At 46.0% G+C, this 16,735-nt stretch carries 20 protein-coding genes and 1 riboswitch; of the genes, 8 read left to right on the plus strand and 12 right to left on the minus strand.

What is annotated here, in order from left to right:
- The first annotated feature begins 9 nt into the window (after positions 1-9).
- On the plus strand, positions 10-639 hold the full coding sequence (locus D0A37_RS23190) for a sulfotransferase domain-containing protein (protein ID WP_242717950.1): 630 nt from the start codon (positions 10-12) through the stop codon (positions 637-639).
- 273 nt (positions 640-912) lie between these two features.
- On the opposite strand, the gene D0A37_RS23195 is transcribed toward D0A37_RS23190, so the two are convergent.
- From D0A37_RS23195 to D0A37_RS23205, 3 genes are all read right to left on the minus strand, one after another.
- Positions 913-1,320: a hypothetical protein gene (locus D0A37_RS23195; protein ID WP_242717952.1), complete on the minus strand. Its 408-nt coding sequence runs from the start codon at positions 1,318-1,320 to the stop codon at positions 913-915.
- A gap of 64 nt (positions 1,321-1,384) precedes the next feature.
- Positions 1,385-1,525, minus strand: a complete 141-nt coding sequence (locus D0A37_RS23200) for a hypothetical protein (RefSeq protein WP_242717954.1) — start codon at positions 1,523-1,525, stop codon at positions 1,385-1,387.
- Between the two features lie 55 nt (positions 1,526-1,580).
- The gene (locus D0A37_RS23205) at positions 1,581-1,769 is read right to left on the minus strand and encodes a plasmid partition protein ParG (RefSeq protein ID WP_242717956.1); all 189 of its coding nucleotides are present in this window, start codon (positions 1,767-1,769) and stop codon (positions 1,581-1,583) included.
- Between the two features lie 257 nt (positions 1,770-2,026).
- Between D0A37_RS23205 and D0A37_RS23210 the strand changes: the two genes are divergently transcribed.
- The 3 genes from D0A37_RS23210 (at position 2,027) to D0A37_RS23220 (ending at position 4,615) form a co-directional block, all read left to right on the plus strand.
- On the plus strand, positions 2,027-2,239 hold the full coding sequence (locus tag D0A37_RS23210; protein ID WP_242717958.1) for a hypothetical protein: 213 nt from the start codon (positions 2,027-2,029) through the stop codon (positions 2,237-2,239).
- 142 nt (positions 2,240-2,381) lie between these two features.
- Positions 2,382-3,242 (plus strand): 3-deoxy-7-phosphoheptulonate synthase, encoded by an 861-nt coding sequence (aroF, locus tag D0A37_RS23215; protein WP_242717960.1) that lies wholly within the window; start codon positions 2,382-2,384, stop codon positions 3,240-3,242.
- 1,175 nt (positions 3,243-4,417) lie between these two features.
- Complete coding sequence (locus D0A37_RS23220; protein WP_242717962.1) at positions 4,418-4,615, plus strand: heavy-metal-associated domain-containing protein; 198 nt, start codon at positions 4,418-4,420, stop codon at positions 4,613-4,615.
- Positions 4,616-4,736: 121 nt separating this feature from the next.
- Here the strand turns inward: D0A37_RS23220 and D0A37_RS23225 are convergent, their stop codons facing one another.
- Complete coding sequence (locus tag D0A37_RS23225) at positions 4,737-5,147, minus strand: ArsR/SmtB family transcription factor (RefSeq protein ID WP_242717964.1); 411 nt, start codon at positions 5,145-5,147, stop codon at positions 4,737-4,739.
- A gap of 146 nt (positions 5,148-5,293) precedes the next feature.
- Here D0A37_RS23225 and D0A37_RS23230 point away from each other — a divergent pair, with 146 nt between their 5' ends.
- Together D0A37_RS23230 and D0A37_RS23235 are read left to right on the plus strand one after the other, a co-directional pair.
- The gene (locus D0A37_RS23230) at positions 5,294-5,461 is read left to right on the plus strand and encodes a metallothionein (protein ID WP_242717966.1); all 168 of its coding nucleotides are present in this window, start codon (positions 5,294-5,296) and stop codon (positions 5,459-5,461) included.
- A 287-nt stretch (positions 5,462-5,748) separates the two neighbouring features.
- Positions 5,749-6,009 (plus strand): DUF7219 family protein, encoded by a 261-nt coding sequence (locus D0A37_RS23235; RefSeq protein ID WP_242717968.1) that lies wholly within the window; start codon positions 5,749-5,751, stop codon positions 6,007-6,009.
- Positions 6,010-6,268: 259 nt separating this feature from the next.
- Here D0A37_RS23235 and D0A37_RS23240 read toward each other — a convergent pair whose 3' ends face one another.
- Positions 6,269-7,345: a metal ABC transporter solute-binding protein, Zn/Mn family gene (locus tag D0A37_RS23240; RefSeq protein ID WP_242717970.1), complete on the minus strand. Its 1,077-nt coding sequence runs from the start codon at positions 7,343-7,345 to the stop codon at positions 6,269-6,271.
- Between the two features lie 90 nt (positions 7,346-7,435).
- Between D0A37_RS23240 and D0A37_RS23245 the strand changes: the two genes are divergently transcribed.
- Together D0A37_RS23245 and D0A37_RS23250 are read left to right on the plus strand one after the other, a co-directional pair.
- Entirely contained in the window at positions 7,436-8,155 is a 720-nt protein-coding gene (locus tag D0A37_RS23245) for a metal ABC transporter ATP-binding protein (RefSeq protein ID WP_242717972.1), read from the plus strand.
- 320 nt (positions 8,156-8,475) lie between these two features.
- Positions 8,476-9,312 carry a metal ABC transporter permease gene (locus tag D0A37_RS23250; protein WP_242717974.1) on the plus strand — a complete coding sequence of 279 codons (837 nt, stop codon included), beginning with the start codon at positions 8,476-8,478 and terminating at the stop codon, positions 9,310-9,312.
- A gap of 347 nt (positions 9,313-9,659) precedes the next feature.
- On the opposite strand, the gene D0A37_RS23255 is transcribed toward D0A37_RS23250, so the two are convergent.
- From D0A37_RS23255 to clpX, 7 genes are all read right to left on the minus strand, one after another.
- Positions 9,660-10,340, minus strand: a complete 681-nt coding sequence (locus D0A37_RS23255; protein ID WP_242717976.1) for a CADD family putative folate metabolism protein — start codon at positions 10,338-10,340, stop codon at positions 9,660-9,662.
- A 121-nt stretch (positions 10,341-10,461) separates the two neighbouring features.
- On the minus strand, positions 10,462-11,550 hold the full coding sequence (locus tag D0A37_RS23260; protein ID WP_242717978.1) for a WD40 repeat domain-containing protein: 1,089 nt from the start codon (positions 11,548-11,550) through the stop codon (positions 10,462-10,464).
- Positions 11,551-11,672: 122 nt separating this feature from the next.
- Positions 11,673-11,849, minus strand: a complete 177-nt coding sequence (locus D0A37_RS23265) for a hypothetical protein (RefSeq protein ID WP_242717980.1) — start codon at positions 11,847-11,849, stop codon at positions 11,673-11,675.
- A gap of 46 nt (positions 11,850-11,895) precedes the next feature.
- Positions 11,896-12,867 (minus strand): CobW family GTP-binding protein, encoded by a 972-nt coding sequence (locus D0A37_RS23270; RefSeq protein WP_242717982.1) that lies wholly within the window; start codon positions 12,865-12,867, stop codon positions 11,896-11,898.
- A 182-nt stretch (positions 12,868-13,049) separates the two neighbouring features.
- Positions 13,050-14,084 (minus strand): cobalamin biosynthesis protein CobW, encoded by a 1,035-nt coding sequence (gene cobW, locus D0A37_RS23275; protein WP_242717984.1) that lies wholly within the window; start codon positions 14,082-14,084, stop codon positions 13,050-13,052.
- 366 nt (positions 14,085-14,450) lie between these two features.
- On the minus strand, positions 14,451-14,909 hold the full coding sequence (locus tag D0A37_RS23280; RefSeq protein WP_445242433.1) for a DUF1636 family protein: 459 nt from the start codon (positions 14,907-14,909) through the stop codon (positions 14,451-14,453).
- Positions 14,884-15,030: riboswitch (cobalamin riboswitch) on the minus strand. It overlaps the preceding gene by 26 nt.
- Positions 15,031-15,296: 266 nt before the next feature.
- Positions 15,297-16,679 (minus strand): ATP-dependent protease ATP-binding subunit ClpX, encoded by a 1,383-nt coding sequence (gene clpX, locus D0A37_RS23285; protein WP_242717986.1) that lies wholly within the window; start codon positions 16,677-16,679, stop codon positions 15,297-15,299.
- Positions 16,680-16,735 lie beyond the last annotated feature (56 nt).

Here is a 16,735-nt window from a genome sequence, read left to right on the forward strand (position 1 = left end):
CTACAACCTATGAAACAAACTCCCAAACCCCCCGACTTCATCATCATCGGCGCCCAAAAAGGCGGCACCACATCGCTTTACGCCTATCTCACGGCACATCCCCAAATCGCCCATGCCACCGAAAAAGAAGTACATTATTTTGACTTAAACTTCGACAAAGGCCCAGACTGGTACTATGCTCAATTTCCCCTGCCCAAAAACGGCCCCAAAAAAATCACCGGAGAAGCCAGTCCTTACTACATATTTCACCCCCACGTTCCCCAGCGAATTTATGATTTATGTCCCAAAGTTAAAATCATCGCCCTGCTGAGAAACCCCGTCGATCGCGCCATATCCCACTACTATCATTATATCAGAATAAAATACGAAACTCTCTCATTAGAAGACGCGATCGCCGCCGAACCCGAAAGACTCAAAGGCGAAATGGAAAAACTCCTAGCCAACCCCAAATACTATAGTTACGAACACCAACACCACAGCTATCTAGCCCGCGGCATTTACGCTGATCAACTCCCAGCCTGGATGAAACTTTTTCCCAAATCACAAATCTCAATCATCAAAAGCGAAGACTTGTATAGCAACCCAGCAAAAATCTGCAACACCGTCCTCGAATTTTTAGACTTACCCCCCACCAACTAAAAACCTACGGAAAGCTCAACGCCAGCGAATATCCCCCCATCAGCGAGACACTATACGACCAATTGAGAGCATATTTTCGATCGCACAACCAAAGACTAGCCGAATTGTGCGATCGAGATTTCGGCTGGGATTAATATCGAATATCCGTAGTGTCCAATAGTTAAAGATTTTTGAGGCACATAGTTGCCAAGAGAGCGCTCTTTCATAAATATTAAGAGCGCTTAAGCGCAACTACGTACCTTTTTTGTGCCAGTTGCGCTCAGGACTAAAATATTAAGCAGCCGCCGTAGCATTTGCTTCCAGAGGCTCGATTTCCTCCGGCGTAGCGTGACGGCGCGGATCATCAAAGCTGCGTGCCGCTAGCCAGTTAGGATTTTGCGCCGCCTCGCAACCAATCACGTAAAGCGAAGATTGGTTAAAAGCAGCCCAGAGAGCATCACAAGCCTGTTTATCCATCAGTGAATCGGCGATCGGGCGATCGTGAATCAGAGCAAATAAATCAAACTCATTTCGTTTTGGATTCCACTGATATTGCAAAGTAGGAGCATAACCCATTTCGATCAATTGTGCGATCGCGCGATCGGGCGTATATCCGTCCAAATGCACCCGATTGAGATAGATAGACACTTGGACATACTCATCTCTGGCAGGTAGCAGTCGGTAATTCGAGTTAGTCATCATTATTTGTCTCCGTGCAGTAGTAATAAGAACGGCCTGCAATATCGGGGCGTTTTTCAGCCTTCATTTAATGCTGAGCACATCGTCGCTTAGCATAAAGGTCTTTTTCAATTTCAGTCTCGCCAGGGGCATAAAAAGGACGGTGAGGAAGCAGTTCGGCTTCTAAATCCTCCCAAGATTTCTCTGGGTTGTCTGAATCTCTCAGCATTTGTCCCTCGCCGTTTGTTCGAGGATGCCATTTATTCGATATAGTCGATCGGTCATCAGTCTGTTTCCTCAGTTTTGGCCCTCGTCTTGACGCGCTGCGGCTTTGGCTCTAAAACGGGTTCGTTTTCCTGTAACCAAGTTTCGATGTACTCCAACAGAACCTCATTCATGCTGAGGCTACGCATGGCGCAAGATGCTTTGAACTTGGCTCTTGTCTCTTCAGGTAGATAGATTTTTACGGACACAGTTTTACTTGTAGTCAAAGTTTCCATATCGCTATATCGATTTGTCTATGTGTCTAGCCTGACACACAGACGCGCGATCGGATAGGATCCCTTGTCGATATAAGGACTTATCGTTTTGTCCCTATGTCGATATAATAACAGACATAGCCAAAAAAATGACAACCGCGCCGAGTTAAACGGCATTGCCGTTTCCATACATTTTGCAAAAAAAATGCTTGACATTCCTACCAGTGTGTGCTAATTTATCGAGTAGTATTGTGTTTAATCCACAAATCGCAGCACCTCAACTATGTTCACAGCCAACAGCTATTTTTATTTTTGGTACAGCCAAGTTCGCCCGGAGTGAATTGGCAATTCACTGTGAACATCCGGGCGAACCGCAGATTAACACCTGCGGTTTTGTTTTTTCTACTTCTTTTCCCAACAACCAATCCAGTACAAGCGAAAACAGCAATGACATTATTCAGTAACTGGTACGACAGCTTTTATTTTTGGCCCAACAAAAGTTCTGGGTAAATTGTCGCGCTGTCTTTTCGCACCAACCCGGAACTCCTAAAAGTTCCGGGTTTTTTGTTGTCAACCACCCACTTAAAATTCCAGGAAAATACCCTCATGTTAGAAGCCAAACTCGTAACCAAATCTCATCCCGAACACCAAACAATTGTCAAACTCTCAGAAACAGTCTCAGTCGGCGGCACAGAATTATTAATCATCGGTGGCCCCTGTACCGTCGAAAGTTCCGCACAAATGGAAACAGTCGCCCGCCAACTATCTGCCGCCTCCGTGCAAGCTTTGCGAGGCGGAGTCTACAAACCCCGCACATCTCCATATTCTTTCCAAGGCATGGGAATTGAGGGACTGGAAATTTTAGCCGATGTCAGCCGCCGTTACGGTTTACCCGTGGTGACAGAGGTAATGTCGATCGCCCAAATCGAGCCAGTTGTCACCTATGCTGATATGCTGCAACTAGGCAGTCGCAATATGCAAAACTTCGAGTTACTAAAGGCGATCGGTCAAGCCGGAAAACCAGTCCTACTAAAACGCGGCTTATCAGCCACAATCGAAGAATTTGTGATGGCCGCCGAATACATTCTCAGTCACGGAAATCCTCATGTAGTTCTCTGCGAAAGAGGCATCCGCAGCTTCGACAATTACACTCGCAACGTATTAGATTTAGGTGCAGTCGTAGCGCTGAAACAGTTAACTCATTTGCCAGTAATTGTAGACCCTTCTCACGCCGTCGGCAAGCGAGAATTAGTCGCACCACTAGCCAAAGCAGCAGTTGCTTGCGGTGCAGACGGATTAATTATTGAGTGTCACCCGCAACCCGAAAAATCGGTTTCTGACGCGCGGCAAGCTCTTTCTTTGCCAGATATGGTAGATTTAGTTGCGAGTTTGCGCCCTGTAGCCGCCGCCGTTGGGCGGCGCATACCGGATACTAATTTACCTTCCAAACTATTAAGTTTGAAGTAATATTATTAGGACTAATGCCAACGGTCACAACTACCCATTAACTCTTAGGTACGTAGTTGCGCTTCAGCGCTCTTCCCCGGAGCCTCTCATATTTGTAAAAACACTTCTTCTGGCTCCTTCTTTCTTCCTTCTGACTCTTTCCTCCTGGCAGGTACGTAGTTGCGCTTCAGCGCTCTTCCCGGAAGCATCTCATAGTTGTAAAAACACTTCTTCTGGCTCCTTCTTTCTTCCTTCTGACTCTTTCCTCCTGGCAGGTACGTAGTTGCGCTTCAGCGCTCTTCCCGGAAGCATCTCATAGTTGTAAAAACACTTCTTCTGGCTCCTTCTTTCTTCCTTCTAACTCTTTCCTCCTGGCAGGTACGTAGTTGCGCTTCAGCGCTCTTCCCCGGAGCCTCTCATATTTGTAAAAACACTTCTTCTGGCTCCTTCTTTCTTCCTTCTGACTCTTTCCTCCTGGCAGGTACGTAGTTGCGCTTCAGCGCTCTTCCCCGGAGCATCTCATAGTTGTAAAAACACTTCTTCTGGCTCCTTCTTTCTTCCTTCTGACTCTTTCCTCCTGGCAGGTACGTAGTTGCGCTTCAGCGCTCTTCCCCGGAGCATCTCATAGTTGTAAAAACCCTTCTTCTGGCTCCTTCTTCCTTCCTCCTGACTCTTTCCTCCTGGCAGGTACGTAGTTGCGCTTCAGCGCTCTTCCCGGAAGCATCTCATATTTGTAAAAACACTTATTCTGGCTCCTTCTTTCTTCCTTCTGACTCTTTCCTCCTGACTCCTAACTCCAATTTTGGGCTTAGCTGCTTTCATTGAGATGCTCGCGCTCTTTCCTAAGCTAAGAGCGCTGAAGCGCAACTACATACCTTTGTTTAATCTGCCCGTTGGCATTAGTCCTAAATGTATAACTTTTAACGTCAAACTCTCAAGTCGGTTTTAACTGAAATATTGCACCATTCTCAATTACTTGTTTAGGAACAGGCAAGATGCCTGTTCCACAAGAAAACTCATTCTTTGTGGAACGGGCCGGAGAGCCCGTTCTTGAGAAGGGTGCAAGATGTGAGTTTGAAGCGAATTGAGCTTTGATGCAGGGTTTAAACCACTGGCAGAATCGGCGAAAGCGCGTGTTTCACGAATTTAGATTACAATAAAAAATAATACTGTCATCTACGAAATTTTGCTGAATTATGGCAATACTACTTAACGTTCCCTCGATCGTCTGTTCCGGCTGCGGCGATACAATTACCAAAGCCATCAAAACTGTTGACTCCGAGGCTTCTGTCAATGTGGATGTCGCAGCTAAGACTGTTACGGTTGAGGCTCAAGCTTCTGAAGAATCAATTAAACAGGCGGTTGTGGTGACAGGCCATACCGTCAAAGATTAATATCTAGTTAGGTGGGGGCGGGTTTACGAGATTATTGGTCTTAAACCGAGATTATTGGTAAAAGCCGCCCCTACAAAATTTTAAATCCATTACCAATGCCCACTGCCCCAGGCCCAAAAGCTTAATCGGCTTCGTCTAAGTGTTCGGCGACTGCTTGGTAAAGTTCAAAAACGTGGCGATCGAGTAAACTATAAAAAACTTGTCTCCCAACCTTGCGGTAACTTACCAACCGCATCGCCCGCAATGCCCGCAACTGATGCGATACTGCTGACTCGCTCATACTCAACGCCGCAGCCAAGTCACACACGCACAGTTCTTGTTTTGCCAATACAGATAGCAGCCGCAGGCGGTTGGCATCTCCCAACAGACTAAAAAACTCAGCCATCCGCTGGGCTTTTGCCGTGTTGAGAACTTGTGTTTGGATTTCGCCGGCTCGCCAACTGTCAACTAAGTGCGGTCGATCGCACGTTGGTGTATCCTTTTGTTCGTGAGACTGACTTATCGCTCCATTAACAGCAGAGTTGGGTGACATCTTTTCCCGGCTAGTTTTAATTCTCATTTTCATTTTAGTGCGATCGACAAACCTTTTGTAACAAAACTTTTACATTCCCTTGACTAATATCTGAATATATGTTCAGATATTAGTAGAGACAAACAACCCCACCAGGAGAATTTAAAATGACTACCGCCACCCAAACAAAATGTGCCTGTCCTTCATGCTCGTGCGTTGTCAACGTCAGTGAAGCCATTGAAAAAGAGGGCAAAACCTACTGTTCCAGTGCTTGCGCTGACGGCCACCCCAACGGCAGCGGCTGCGGCCACACCGGCTGCGAATGCCACAAATAAATATTTGGCTTCAAAAAAGATTAATCAACCACTCTAAAATATATCGAAAGGGAGATGCGAACAGCGCATTTCCCCTTTTTTGCTTTTAGGTTAAAGAAAAGTTAAAATAAAGCTAAATTAAGGTTAAAATTGCATTAATAAACTCAATACCGAGCGAAAAAGCACAATTGCTACTTACGCCATACAATAGAAGCAAGTTAGCGCCGCGATACTGAGTACCAATAGTGCTATTAAAAACAGAGACCGAACCAAAAGCTGAATACCAAAAGTTTAATTAGGAGGGGGCAATGAAAGAGCGGGAAGATTTTTTACATCCTCGCAATCGCTACTACGGTGATTTCACGCCAGAAAACTTGGCGTTTAATGCCAACTTGCAGGAGTTTGCTCAAAAAATAACTTATATTTGCTCGCTGGAAACAGGGGGAAAAATTAGCGCTGAGAAAGCCTATAAAGATATTAAGATGCTTTGGAAAAACTTAAAATCCTCTAAGAAGCAATTGGGAATTGGCCAAAAACCCCCCAGTACCGAGGAGCCAAATTCACCTTAAAGTCATCGCAGCAAACGCAGCGTTTGCAATCGAAAACCCCTGCGATTGCGAGCGCTGCTTTTTGCTGCGTAGCGAGCAAATATAAGGCAATACGCTTGGGTTAAAACTATTTATTCCTCGGAGATCCCCCTCGCATCCCCCTTAAGAAGGGGGACTTTGAGTAAGTTCTTGTCCCCCCCGGGAGGGGGGTGCCAGGGAGATCGAGCTTAACTGAACCGTATTGAAATGTAAAGTGCTTGCTAGGCGCACTTTAGGAAGTCTATGGTTTGGGATTTGGTGCAGTTTCTGCTGCAAAGGCAGTACAATTGCCACCGAGGCCAGAAATAATCGTGCAAGTATTAGTTGTCAGCATTCCCTGATATGTATCAGCACCAGTGCCGGGGCCGCCCAAGTCGTCGCTGTACAGTTCCTTGTCGGAAATTTTGACATTTGCCTCCCTCGCCACAGTCTCCATCAACTTCGGATTAGTTGTAATTTCGGCAAAAATTGTCGGCACTCCTGCAGTCTTAATTTCTGAGGACAATTCGGCAATTCTTGCTGCGGTGGGCTGTTCCTCTGTCGTCACACCCTGCAAAGCTCCAGCAATCTCCAAACCGTAAGCATCGGCATAGTAACTCAGAGCATCGTGAGTTGTTACTAACTTGCGTTTTTCTGCTGGAATAGTCGCAATCTGAGCTTTTATCCAAGTATCTACTTTTTGCAACTCATCTGTTAAGCTGGCTGCATTTTTTGTATAAAGTTGAACATTGCTGGGGGAAACTTTGATCAATTCATCGCGAATTGTTTCTACCATACCGATGCCATTTTCAGGGTTATGCCAAACATGAGGGTCAGGGACTGTTTCGCCTTCTGCAGGGGGTTTGTTTTCCGCTTCCTCTTCACCATCTTCGTGCTCGTGTTCGCCCATCAGCGGTTTGGGAACGGCGAGTTCGTGGACGGCGATTTTGGGCGCGGAATTACTGCTGGATTTAATCAACTTAATAATGCTGGGTTCGTGGTTGTAGCCACCGTATAAAATCAGATTTGCTGTTTCAATCGCTTTGCGGTCTTCCGGCTTGGTTTGATAGGCGTGAGGGTCGTCTCCCGGCTTGATCAGACAGGTGGTGTCGATCGAACTTTGAGCGATTTCTTTAGTTATGTTGCAGATAACGCCAGTCGTGGCCACGACTTTGGGCAAGTTGGCGGCCTGAATGGCTTGAGTTTGAGTTGCGGCGGGACTCGCTGGCACTCCATTACTTGCATTCTCTCCTCCACTGCATCCAACCAGCCCGCAGCCAATTGCCAAAACAGCCGTACCCCACAATCTGCGGGTTTTTCCAGCCAAGTTCTTTAACATTTTCACTTTTGGAACGATAATCGTTATTGCTTTTTCGAGTTATCCTATTCTAGTAGCTACGAGCAAGAATCGTTCTCAAAATCTCGAATTATGTTAGAAGTGCAAGACTTGGCGGTCAATTATCGCGGAATTTCGGCCCTCAACAGCGTGAATTTCCATTTAGAATCGGGGCAATTAACTGGCGTGTTGGGCCCCAACGGCGCGGGGAAAAGCACGATGGTGAAAGCGATGCTGGGATTGATACCCACCTGTCGGGGTTTGGTCAAATATCAGGGGCGGCTGCTGAAGGAACAGTTGTCGCGGGTGGCTTATGTGCCGCAGCGATCGCAAATTGACTGGGATTATCCGATTACGGTGTGGAATGCGGTGATGATGGCGCGAACCGTTCAGACTGGTTGGTTTCGATCGCCCTCGAAGCAGTCCCAAGAATTGGTGAAAGCTGCTTTGCTGCGGGTAGGAATGTGGGATTTGCGCGATCGGCAAATTGGCGAACTGTCTGGTGGACAGCAACAGCGGATTTTCTTAGCAAGGTCGATCGCCCAACAAGCCGATTTATTCTTTTTCGACGAACCTTTTAACGCGATCGACAAAGCCACCGAAGAAATTATTTTTGATATTTTTGCCGAACTCAAAGCAGAAAATAAAACGTTGCTAGTAATCAGTCACGATTTAGGCGAAACTTTAAAACAGTACGACAATTTATTATTGCTAAATAAGCAGTTAATTGCAACTGGTACCTGCCGGGAAGTGCTTACCGCCGCCAATATTCAAAAAGCCTATGGATACGATTTAAGTTTAGTTTCTGCGTAAGCAAAAAAAGATTTATCTTTAAAATTGATAGTGGCACGGGCGTCCCGCCTGTGCAGTTGAAGGTGGCACGGGCCTCCCGCCTGTGCAATGGATAGTGGCACGGGCGTCCCGCCTGTGCAGTTGATTGTGGCACGGGCCTCCCGCCTGTGAAATTGATAGTGGCACGGGCCTCCCACCTGTGCAGTTGATAGTGGCACGGGCGTCCCGCCTGTGCAATGGATAGTAGCACGGGCGTCCCGCCTGTGCAAGGGATAGTGGCACGGGCGTCCCGCCTGTGCAATTGAAGGTGGTTGAAAAAATCCTATTATTGACGTAATTAAATGTTAAACCTACTAATTGAGCCGCTAAAATTCGAGTTCATGCGAAATGCGATCGCTGTCGGCGTTTTGCTAGGAATTCTCTGCGCCGTTGTCGGCTCCTACTTAATTGTACAGCAAATGGGAATGATGGTTGACATGATAGCCCATTCAGTATTAGCAGGATTGCCGGTGGCTTTTTCTTTAGGTTTCAATATTTCGATCGGCGCGTTTATATCGGGAATTATCAGCGCCGTAATTATGGCGTGGATTCAATCGCAATCGCGCCTTAAAATTGATGCAGTTATGGCATTAATCTTGTCTACATTTTTAGCAATTAGCGTGACGCTAATTAGCCTGTTGCGGACAACCAAATTAGACTTAGACGGGTTTTTGTTCGGGAATATCTTGTCAGTTGCACCTGCTGACGTGCAGCAGACTTTTGTCATTACTTTGATTATTTTGGCTACCGTTAAAATGTTTTATAAAGAACTGCTATTTTATACTTTTGACCCGCAGGGAGCGCAAGCGTGCGGTTTGCCTGTAAACTGGATTTATTTGGGGATGATTTCGGCGATTACGCTGACGATTGTTGCGAGTTTGCAAACTGTGGGGGCGCTGTTAGTAATTTCGCTATTAATCGGGCCGGGAATCACGGCGTATTTGTTGGTAAAAGAGCTACATTTAATGATGGGATTAGGAGCCGTTATTGGGATTATAGCTAGCGTGACGGGTATGTATCTCAGCTATTATTTGAATATGCCATCGGGTGCGGCAATTGTATTAGTTGTTTTTGGGTTATTTTTACTAGCTTTATTGTTCAGTCCCAGTCAAGGCATTTTGACAAGAAAGAGAGGATAACATTTCTGGACGCACTCTATCTGTTGTGCGTTTTTTACGCTTACTTACGCAAAAATTTTCCAGTAGGGAAACGGCAATGCCCATAGGTGTCAACTTAAGATATAACCCATAGTCCGGCAAGGGTTGAAACCCCTGCCTCAAAGCTAAAGTCCTTTTAAGAGGACTGAAAAAAAGAATTTTCAACTCATTAGTCCTCTTCAGAGGACTTTAGCTATTAGACAGGGAATTCATTCCCTGGCGGACTGACGGGCTGACTGGCTGACTTTTCGGTTTAAGTTGACACCAATGGGCATTGCCGTGTCCCTACAAGGGCTACATATAGAGATTCTGCGTCCAGTACAGCTTACTTACTTAGCTTGACAATAAGCTTCGTAAACACCGTCCAGCAGTAAGTTGATAGCAAAAGTTGCTTTCTCGGTGGCTAACAGCGCTTCCTGTTTTGCTTCTTCAGTTTGGCAAAGTTCTAACAGCGCTTCGCGAGTAGCTTGCGAGTGGAACTCGTCGGCTTTTTCGTGGACTTTAAAGAAAGACAAAGCAGCTTCGGAATCGATGCCGTAAAATTCCTTCAAACCAGCGATTTTGGTTGTAGAAACTTCTGGGATTTGCGCTTCGTAAGCGTAAAGGGCTGCTAAACCTTTGACGGGCGATTCGCTGCGCGCTAAGTCTTTGAGAATGCGAACGGATTCGCTGGTTTTTTCTAAGTGTTCGTGATTGAGAACTGCATTTCTGTCTAAACCCAAACCTTCGGCAAATCGCAGCCACAGTTCGGGGTGATTAACAGTGCCTCTCTCTTCTTCTATCAGGTTTTCGAGGAGCATTTGACGAATTTTGATGTCGTCACAGGCGGCGTGCGTAGCGCTGACATAGGTGGGGAAGTTGTGGACTTGCAGATAGTATTCTTTGGCGTACTCTTGCAGCATTGCGAGGTCGAGTTTACCTTCGTTCCACATTTGGTAGAACGGGTGTTTCAGCAGGTGGTTTTGGTCAAGAATCGTGTTGATTTGTTCGAGAAATTGCTGTTGAGTCATAATGGTCGATCGCCTTTGAGGATAGTGCAGCCACTAAAATGGTATTGTAATCTAGCATTTTGTCAAGACCAAGTTTTCAATTTTTATGTTTTGGTCAAACAGGTGCGCCCATTATGCCAACTTAGCGCCGCCCGAAGCCTGTGCCGCGCATAGACTTTGACCAAACCAGCAATTCGCCACCGCATCCGCCAGCGGCGAGAAACTGGCCTTCGGGATGCCATGCGAGACAGGAAAAACCGCCCTCTGCACCTTCTAGAATTTGCAGCAATTGTTCTGCTTCCCCCCACAAACAAACTTGACCGTCTGCGGCGGCGGAAGCTAATAAAAATGTGCTAGGTTGAAAGGCGATCGCATTTACCACATTTTCATGCACCTCTAACGCCCAAGAATCCCAACCGACTCTTTCATCAGCGTCTCTTTCCCAGACAGAAATACCTTGAGAACTCGAAGCAGCTAACAAAGGTGCACCCAAAGAATTAGTTTTATCCGACCAAGCTAACTCCCGAACCTTCCCCGGAAAACCCTGCATTACCCACGGTTCAAAATTTCCCCATTCATTAACAATGAGAGTATTGTCCATATTGCCACAAGCTAAATATTCTCCTTGTGGCGACCAAGCAATTGCACCGGTTGCGGAGGGTACTGATAAAATTTCCGGGTCTTCGTCCCAGTCTTCGCCATGCCAAACTTTGACGCCTTGATAGCCGCTAACTGCCAGATATTGAACCATAGGATGCCATGCTAAATCGAGGATAGATGATGACTCGAAATTCAGCGTTACTTCAACAACATTATCCTCAACATTCCATACCTGAACGTAGCGGCCCATACTGAAAGCTAACTGGTTGCAGTTGGGACTCCAAGCTAACTTATCAACCCAGACACGCTGGTTATCCAAATCAGCAATTAATTCCCCAGAATTAACCCGCCAAATTCGCACTTTTCCATCTTGTCCGCCAGCAGCTAGGAATTGACTGTCGCGGGAAAAAGACAAGCAATCGGCTGATTTACCCGTGGCAGTTTGTAGCCTTTGCAAGGACAATTCATTAACTGCCCCTACTTTCGCCAGCATCACTTCTCCCGCAGCGGAACAGACTGCTAAAGTTTTGCCGTCAGGCGACCAAGTAACAGCAGTTACGTAGTCAGACAGCATTTCTTTAGCGTGAAATTGCAGGGTTAGTTCAGTTTTATTTGTCTTTTTGTTACCCATATTTATTGAATCTGAGATGTTGCACTCTTCTTAAGAACGGGCAAGATGCCCGTTCCACAAGAGATGAATTTTCTTCTTGTGGAACAGGCATCTTGCCTGTTCCATTCCACAAGAAATGAATTTTATTCCTGTGGAACAGGCATCTTGCCTGTTCCATTCCACAAGAAATGAATTTTATTCCTGTGGAACAGGCATCTTGCCTGTTCAGTTCCACAAGAAATGAATTGTCTTCTTGTGGAACAGGCATCTTGCCTGTTCAGTTCCACAAGAAATGAATTGTCTTCTTGTGGAACAGGCATCTTGCCTGTTCCTAAAAAGCTTATTAAAAATGCTTCAATATGTCAGTTAAACCAGACATTTCCGAAAATCCTCTCGCAATTGATTTTCGTTTAAGTCGCGACCAATGAATACGAGTTCATTTTTCGGAGTTTCTGTAGCGTGCCAAGGCCGATCAGGTCTGCCATCAAATAGCATATGTACTCCTTGAAAAACAAATCTCTTGTTTTCTCCGGCCATATTCAAAATGCCTTTTGTGCGAAAAATATTCGTGCCTTGAGTTCGCAACAATTCGCCGATCCAATCGCTAAATTTGTTGCCATCAATAGCACCGGCTTCGACTATTGCTACGGAAGTTACTGTTTCGTCGTGTTCGTGAGTGTGTTCGCCCAAAAAGTCGGGTTCGATTTCTAATGCCCGGTTCAAATCAAATGCTTTAACGCCCAACAAAGCATCCATTGCTAATTCAGCGTTGCGGGTGCGGTGAATTTTTGCCATTGCATTCATTGCACGAATTCGCTTTTCTAATTCTGCCAATTCTTCGTCACTCACTAAATCAGTTTTGTTGAGTAAAACTACATCAGCGAAAGCAATTTGTTCTTGAGCTTCGTCTGCGTCCCAGTGCTGCCAGATGTGCTTGGCATCGACTACCGTGACAACTGCATCTAGCAGTAATGTGTCCCGCATATCTTCGTCTACAAAAAATGTCTGAATTACGGGCGCGGGGTCGGCTAAACCTGTGGTTTCGATAACTATGTGGTCGAATTTGTCGCGCCGCTTCATTAAGTTACCGATAATCCGAATTAAATCACCTCGGACTGTACAGCAAATGCAGCCGTTGTTCATCTCAAAAATTTCTTCGTCAGCATCAATTATCAGTTGGTTGTCGATGCCTACTTCGCCAAATTCGTTGACGATGACTGCAACTTTTTTGCCATGTTCCTGTGTTAAAATGCGGTTCAGTAGCGTAGTTTTGCCTGCACCCAGATAGCCTGTGAGAACAGTAACAGGTACTGATTCGATCGCCCCAGCAGTCACCATACTTGACCTCGATTATTGTACAATGATAACCATTATCGCTATTCTACACCAGACCTGCTGGCACCGCCCACAATATTAAAGAATGTTAATAAATTGTTCGTGAGAGCTTGTCGGGGCGAGTTTGACCAATAATATTTGCTGCAATTCCAAATATCGATCAACCCGTCCCTATCAGATGACAATTAGTTGTTAATCATAGCTGCAATTCGATCGCGCTCTAACTCTCTACCGATCAGCACTAATTTGGTTTGGCGGAGCTCGGAAGGTTGCCAAGGGCGATCGTAAAAATATTCTATCCGCGAACCCACACCTTGTAACACCATCCTCATCGGTTTCTTGGGAACCGCTACAAACCCTTTAATCCGATAGATTTCCTCCTGCTGCATCAAGGATTGCAGTTTTTTCACCAATGCTTCAGGTTCAAACTCGCGATCGGCAATAAAGAAAGTCGAGTTAATATCATCATCATGTTCATGTTCCTCCCCAGTATCGTGGTGACTCGGGCGAGACTCCAAATCATCCTCAACCGCCGCATTAAATCCCATGAGCACATCAGGGTTAATTTCGCCACCTTTGCAGGGCACAATTTTCACACTCGGACGCAACTCTTGCTGCAACCAGCTTTGGACTTTCTGGTGAGTTTCGGCATCTACGCGATCGACCTTCGTTAAAAGTACCATATCGGCACAGGCTAACTGGTCTTCAAACAATTCCTCGATCGGAGTTTCGTGATCCAAACTATCATCAGCCTGTCGCTGTGCCATCAAAGCATCGATATCACCGACAAAAGAACCGCTAGCAATAGCTTCGCAATCGACAACAGCAACCACACCGTCTACAGTAGCACCCGTGCGAATTTCCGGCCAGCGAAAAGCTTGAATCAAAGGTTTAGGAAGTGCGAGGCCAGAAGTCTCTATTACAATACAATCAATTTGTTCTCTACGCTTCAACAATTCCTGCATAGTCGGCAAGAATTCCTCTTGAACAGTGCAGCAAAGACAACCATTGGTTAGTTCAACAATATTGCTGCTGACATTTTCTTCTTCGTCACAAACTTGACAATCGCGCAGCAGTTCTCCGTCAATTCCAATTTCGCCAAATTCGTTAACCAGAACAGCAATGCGGCGACCTTGATTATTTTGCAATAAGTGGCGAATTAAGGTAGTTTTGCCGCTACCAAGAAAACCAGTGATGACAGTAACAGGAATTTTGTGCATTGATAATGTTGTGCTTATTTGGTGATGGGATATCTCGTTCCCAGGCTCTGCCTGGGAATACTTATCTAGAGGCTCTGCCTCGCTGGAATAAAAGAGCGCTTTTAATACGAGCCTCTGGCTGGGTATGCGTTACCAGGAAGAGATAGTAGGTGACAACTTAAGACTGAAGCCTACAATAAAAGTCGCTTTTCGGCGAAGTCTAGATCCCCCTAAATCCCCCTAAAGAAGGGGGACTTTGAGAACATTTCTTGTCCCCCCCTTATTAATGGGGGTTAGGGGGGATCTAGATTTCGATAAAAACAAGAGAGACTGTCGGTTTGACGTTAAGTTGTCACCACTGGGCAGATCCTAGGAACGAGAAAAACTCTAATTAGGAAGTGGTGGAATCTTTGCTAAAACGCCTTTTTTCAGAACTTCAGGACGCTCAGACCAAGGCAACAAACCGTCTGGTTTAGCATAGTATTGACCCGCACATTCGAGTACAGCTTCCGCAGTTTTTGACTCATTGGCTGGTAAATCGCCAAACAGATAAGTGTACTTTCCAACAGCAGCAAAAGACACCGCACAAGAGTGACTGCAAGCACTCATGCACTCCACTTCTTGAATCTCAAATTTATCAGAAAACTCCCAATCTTGAGCAAGTTGCGATAAGTCTTCCATAAATTGTTGACCGCCGCTTTTGCCTTCTCGCTTGCCGTTTTTCCAAACACTAGCGCAAGCAGTGCAAACAAACAGACTGTGCTTTGTGCGTACAGCCGCATTAATTCCATCCATCATCCGTACCTCGCAGATGCGTTCAAAAGTGAGTGAGATATCGGCGGGCATTCTGACTTGAAAAACCCCAAGGGTTTCATTACAGTTGCGGGACAGCGCCGGACTTGCACCGAACTTTCCCCGTTTCCTCTAGCGGCTGCTCCCCGCTAGAACCGATCGAGAATTCACATCATACCTCATATGTTGCACCATTCCCAATTAGCCTTTTCTGAACAGGCTTTCCGGCCTGTTCCACAAGAAAATTTATCTTTTGTGGAACAGGCCGGAAAGCCTGTTGCTGACAATGGTGCAACATCTCAGGTCATACCGCACTTGCCACCAATCGATTTTAGATTTTAAATTTTAGATTTCAGATTGGAGAAAACGACCCCAGGGATAAATCTGGGGGCTGGTTTAGTCGTTTTTAGGGTGCGCTATCGGCAGTTTACAGATTACCAATTATGCAGTTTCGTGCTGTTTGTGCCAAGCGGGATGCCACAGCAATTCCGCAGTCGATCGCTTCTCCACCATTTCAGGAGTAATCATACAGTGGGCCACATCCTTACGAGAAGGCAACTCGTACATCACATCGAGCATTAACTCCTCTAAAATGCTGCGGAGAGCTCTCGCGCCTGTTTTACGACGATAGGCTTCCTGGGCGATCGCCCGTAGCGCTTCCGGCTGGAATTCCAATTCCACGCTGTCCATCTTCAACAGCTTTTGATACTGCTTCACCAGCGCATTCCGGGGCTCGGTCAATATCTGCATCAAAGCTGCTTCATCCAGTGGCGAAATCACCGTTACCACCGGTATCCGCCCGACAAACTCAGGAATCAAACCAAACTTGACTAAATCGTCCGGCTGTACCTGTTGCAAAATATCAGCGGCCCGCTTGTCTTTCGCCGGCAAAGTCGAGTTGCTGTCGCTTTCTGTTGGCTGAATAAAGCCCAAGGATTTTTTACCCATACGCTGTTCAACTATTTTTTCCAAACCGACAAAAGCACCGCCACAAATAAATAGAATTTTGCTCGTGTCAACTTGAATAAAATCTTGGTAAGGATGTTTGCGGCCGCCTTGCGGGGGAACGTTAACCACGGTTCCTTCCAACATTTTTAGCAGCGCTTGCTGCACTCCTTCTCCCGATACATCTCTAGTGATCGAAGTGTTTTCGCTTTTGCGAGCAATCTTGTCAATTTCATCAATATAAATAATGCCCCGCTGCGCCGATTCCACATCAAAATCGGACATTTGCAACAGCCTCAACAAGATATTTTCTACATCGTCGCCGACATATCCAGCTTCTGTCAGTGTCGTCGCATCCGCCACCGCAAACGGAACTTCGAGCATTTGCGCCAAACTTTGCGCTAACAAAGTTTTGCCACAACCTGTGGGGCCAACTAGCAGGATGTTGGATTTTTGCAGTTCCACATCGCTGTCGGCGGAAGACTTGTCGTTATCTTTAGCTTGGTCAACGCTCAAGCGCTTGTAGTGGTTGTAAACTGCTACAGAAAGGACTTTTTTTGCTGAATTCTGGCCGATGACGTGGTTGTCTAAATGCTGCTTAATCTCTGTTGGTTTCGGAATTTGAGCTAAAACAATTTTCGATTTATTCGATCGACCTGGACGCCGCGTTCCTTGTCCCTGAGACTCTCGCACCTCTGATTGGGGAATCTGTTGACCAATTGTTTTACTGGAGTCAAAGAACTCCTCCTCTAAAATTTCATTGCACAGTTCCACGCATTCATCGCAAATGTAGACGCCGGGCCCAGCTATTAACTTGCGGACGTACTCTTGCGACTTACCGCAAAAGGAGCATCTGAGATGGGAGTCATATTTTGACATATTTGCCTCTTAATTTACGGTTGCGGTTGCTTGTTTTGACTGGGGAAGTTGCCGCG

The organism is Microcoleus vaginatus HSN003 (genome assembly GCF_022701255.1).
GTDB classification, from domain to species: Bacteria; Cyanobacteriota; Cyanobacteriia; order Cyanobacteriales; family Microcoleaceae; genus Microcoleus; species Microcoleus vaginatus_B.

Bases quoted from the DNA above. Each gene is read 5' to 3' on its own strand.
- D0A37_RS23250 (WP_242717974.1), top strand. From the start codon at position 8,476: ATGTTAAACCTACTAATTGAGCCGCTAAAATTCGAGTTCATGCGAAAT.
- D0A37_RS23200 (WP_242717954.1), bottom strand. From the start codon at position 1,525: ATGCTGAGAGATTCAGACAACCCAGAGAAATCTTGGGAGGATTTAGAA.
- D0A37_RS23195 (WP_242717952.1), bottom strand. From the start codon at position 1,320: ATGATGACTAACTCGAATTACCGACTGCTACCTGCCAGAGATGAGTAT.
- D0A37_RS23240 (WP_242717970.1), bottom strand. From the start codon at position 7,345: ATGTTAAAGAACTTGGCTGGAAAAACCCGCAGATTGTGGGGTACGGCT.
- D0A37_RS23280 (WP_445242433.1), bottom strand. From the start codon at position 14,909: ATGCCCGCCGATATCTCACTCACTTTTGAACGCATCTGCGAGGTACGG.
- D0A37_RS23225 (WP_242717964.1), bottom strand. From the start codon at position 5,147: ATGTCACCCAACTCTGCTGTTAATGGAGCGATAAGTCAGTCTCACGAA.
- cobW (WP_242717984.1), bottom strand. From the start codon at position 14,084: ATGCACAAAATTCCTGTTACTGTCATCACTGGTTTTCTTGGTAGCGGC.
- D0A37_RS23265 (WP_242717980.1), bottom strand. From the start codon at position 11,849: ATGCCTGTTCCACAAGAAGACAATTCATTTCTTGTGGAACTGAACAGG.
- D0A37_RS23230 (WP_242717966.1), top strand. From the start codon at position 5,294: ATGACTACCGCCACCCAAACAAAATGTGCCTGTCCTTCATGCTCGTGC.
- D0A37_RS23255 (WP_242717976.1), bottom strand. From the start codon at position 10,340: ATGACTCAACAGCAATTTCTCGAACAAATCAACACGATTCTTGACCAA.
- D0A37_RS23270 (WP_242717982.1), bottom strand. From the start codon at position 12,867: ATGGTGACTGCTGGGGCGATCGAATCAGTACCTGTTACTGTTCTCACA.
- D0A37_RS23235 (WP_242717968.1), top strand. From the start codon at position 5,749: ATGAAAGAGCGGGAAGATTTTTTACATCCTCGCAATCGCTACTACGGT.
- D0A37_RS23190 (WP_242717950.1), top strand. From the start codon at position 10: ATGAAACAAACTCCCAAACCCCCCGACTTCATCATCATCGGCGCCCAA.
- aroF (WP_242717960.1), top strand. From the start codon at position 2,382: ATGTTAGAAGCCAAACTCGTAACCAAATCTCATCCCGAACACCAAACA.
- D0A37_RS23220 (WP_242717962.1), top strand. From the start codon at position 4,418: ATGGCAATACTACTTAACGTTCCCTCGATCGTCTGTTCCGGCTGCGGC.
- D0A37_RS23245 (WP_242717972.1), top strand. From the start codon at position 7,436: ATGTTAGAAGTGCAAGACTTGGCGGTCAATTATCGCGGAATTTCGGCC.
- D0A37_RS23260 (WP_242717978.1), bottom strand. From the start codon at position 11,550: ATGGGTAACAAAAAGACAAATAAAACTGAACTAACCCTGCAATTTCAC.
- clpX (WP_242717986.1), bottom strand. From the start codon at position 16,679: ATGTCAAAATATGACTCCCATCTCAGATGCTCCTTTTGCGGTAAGTCG.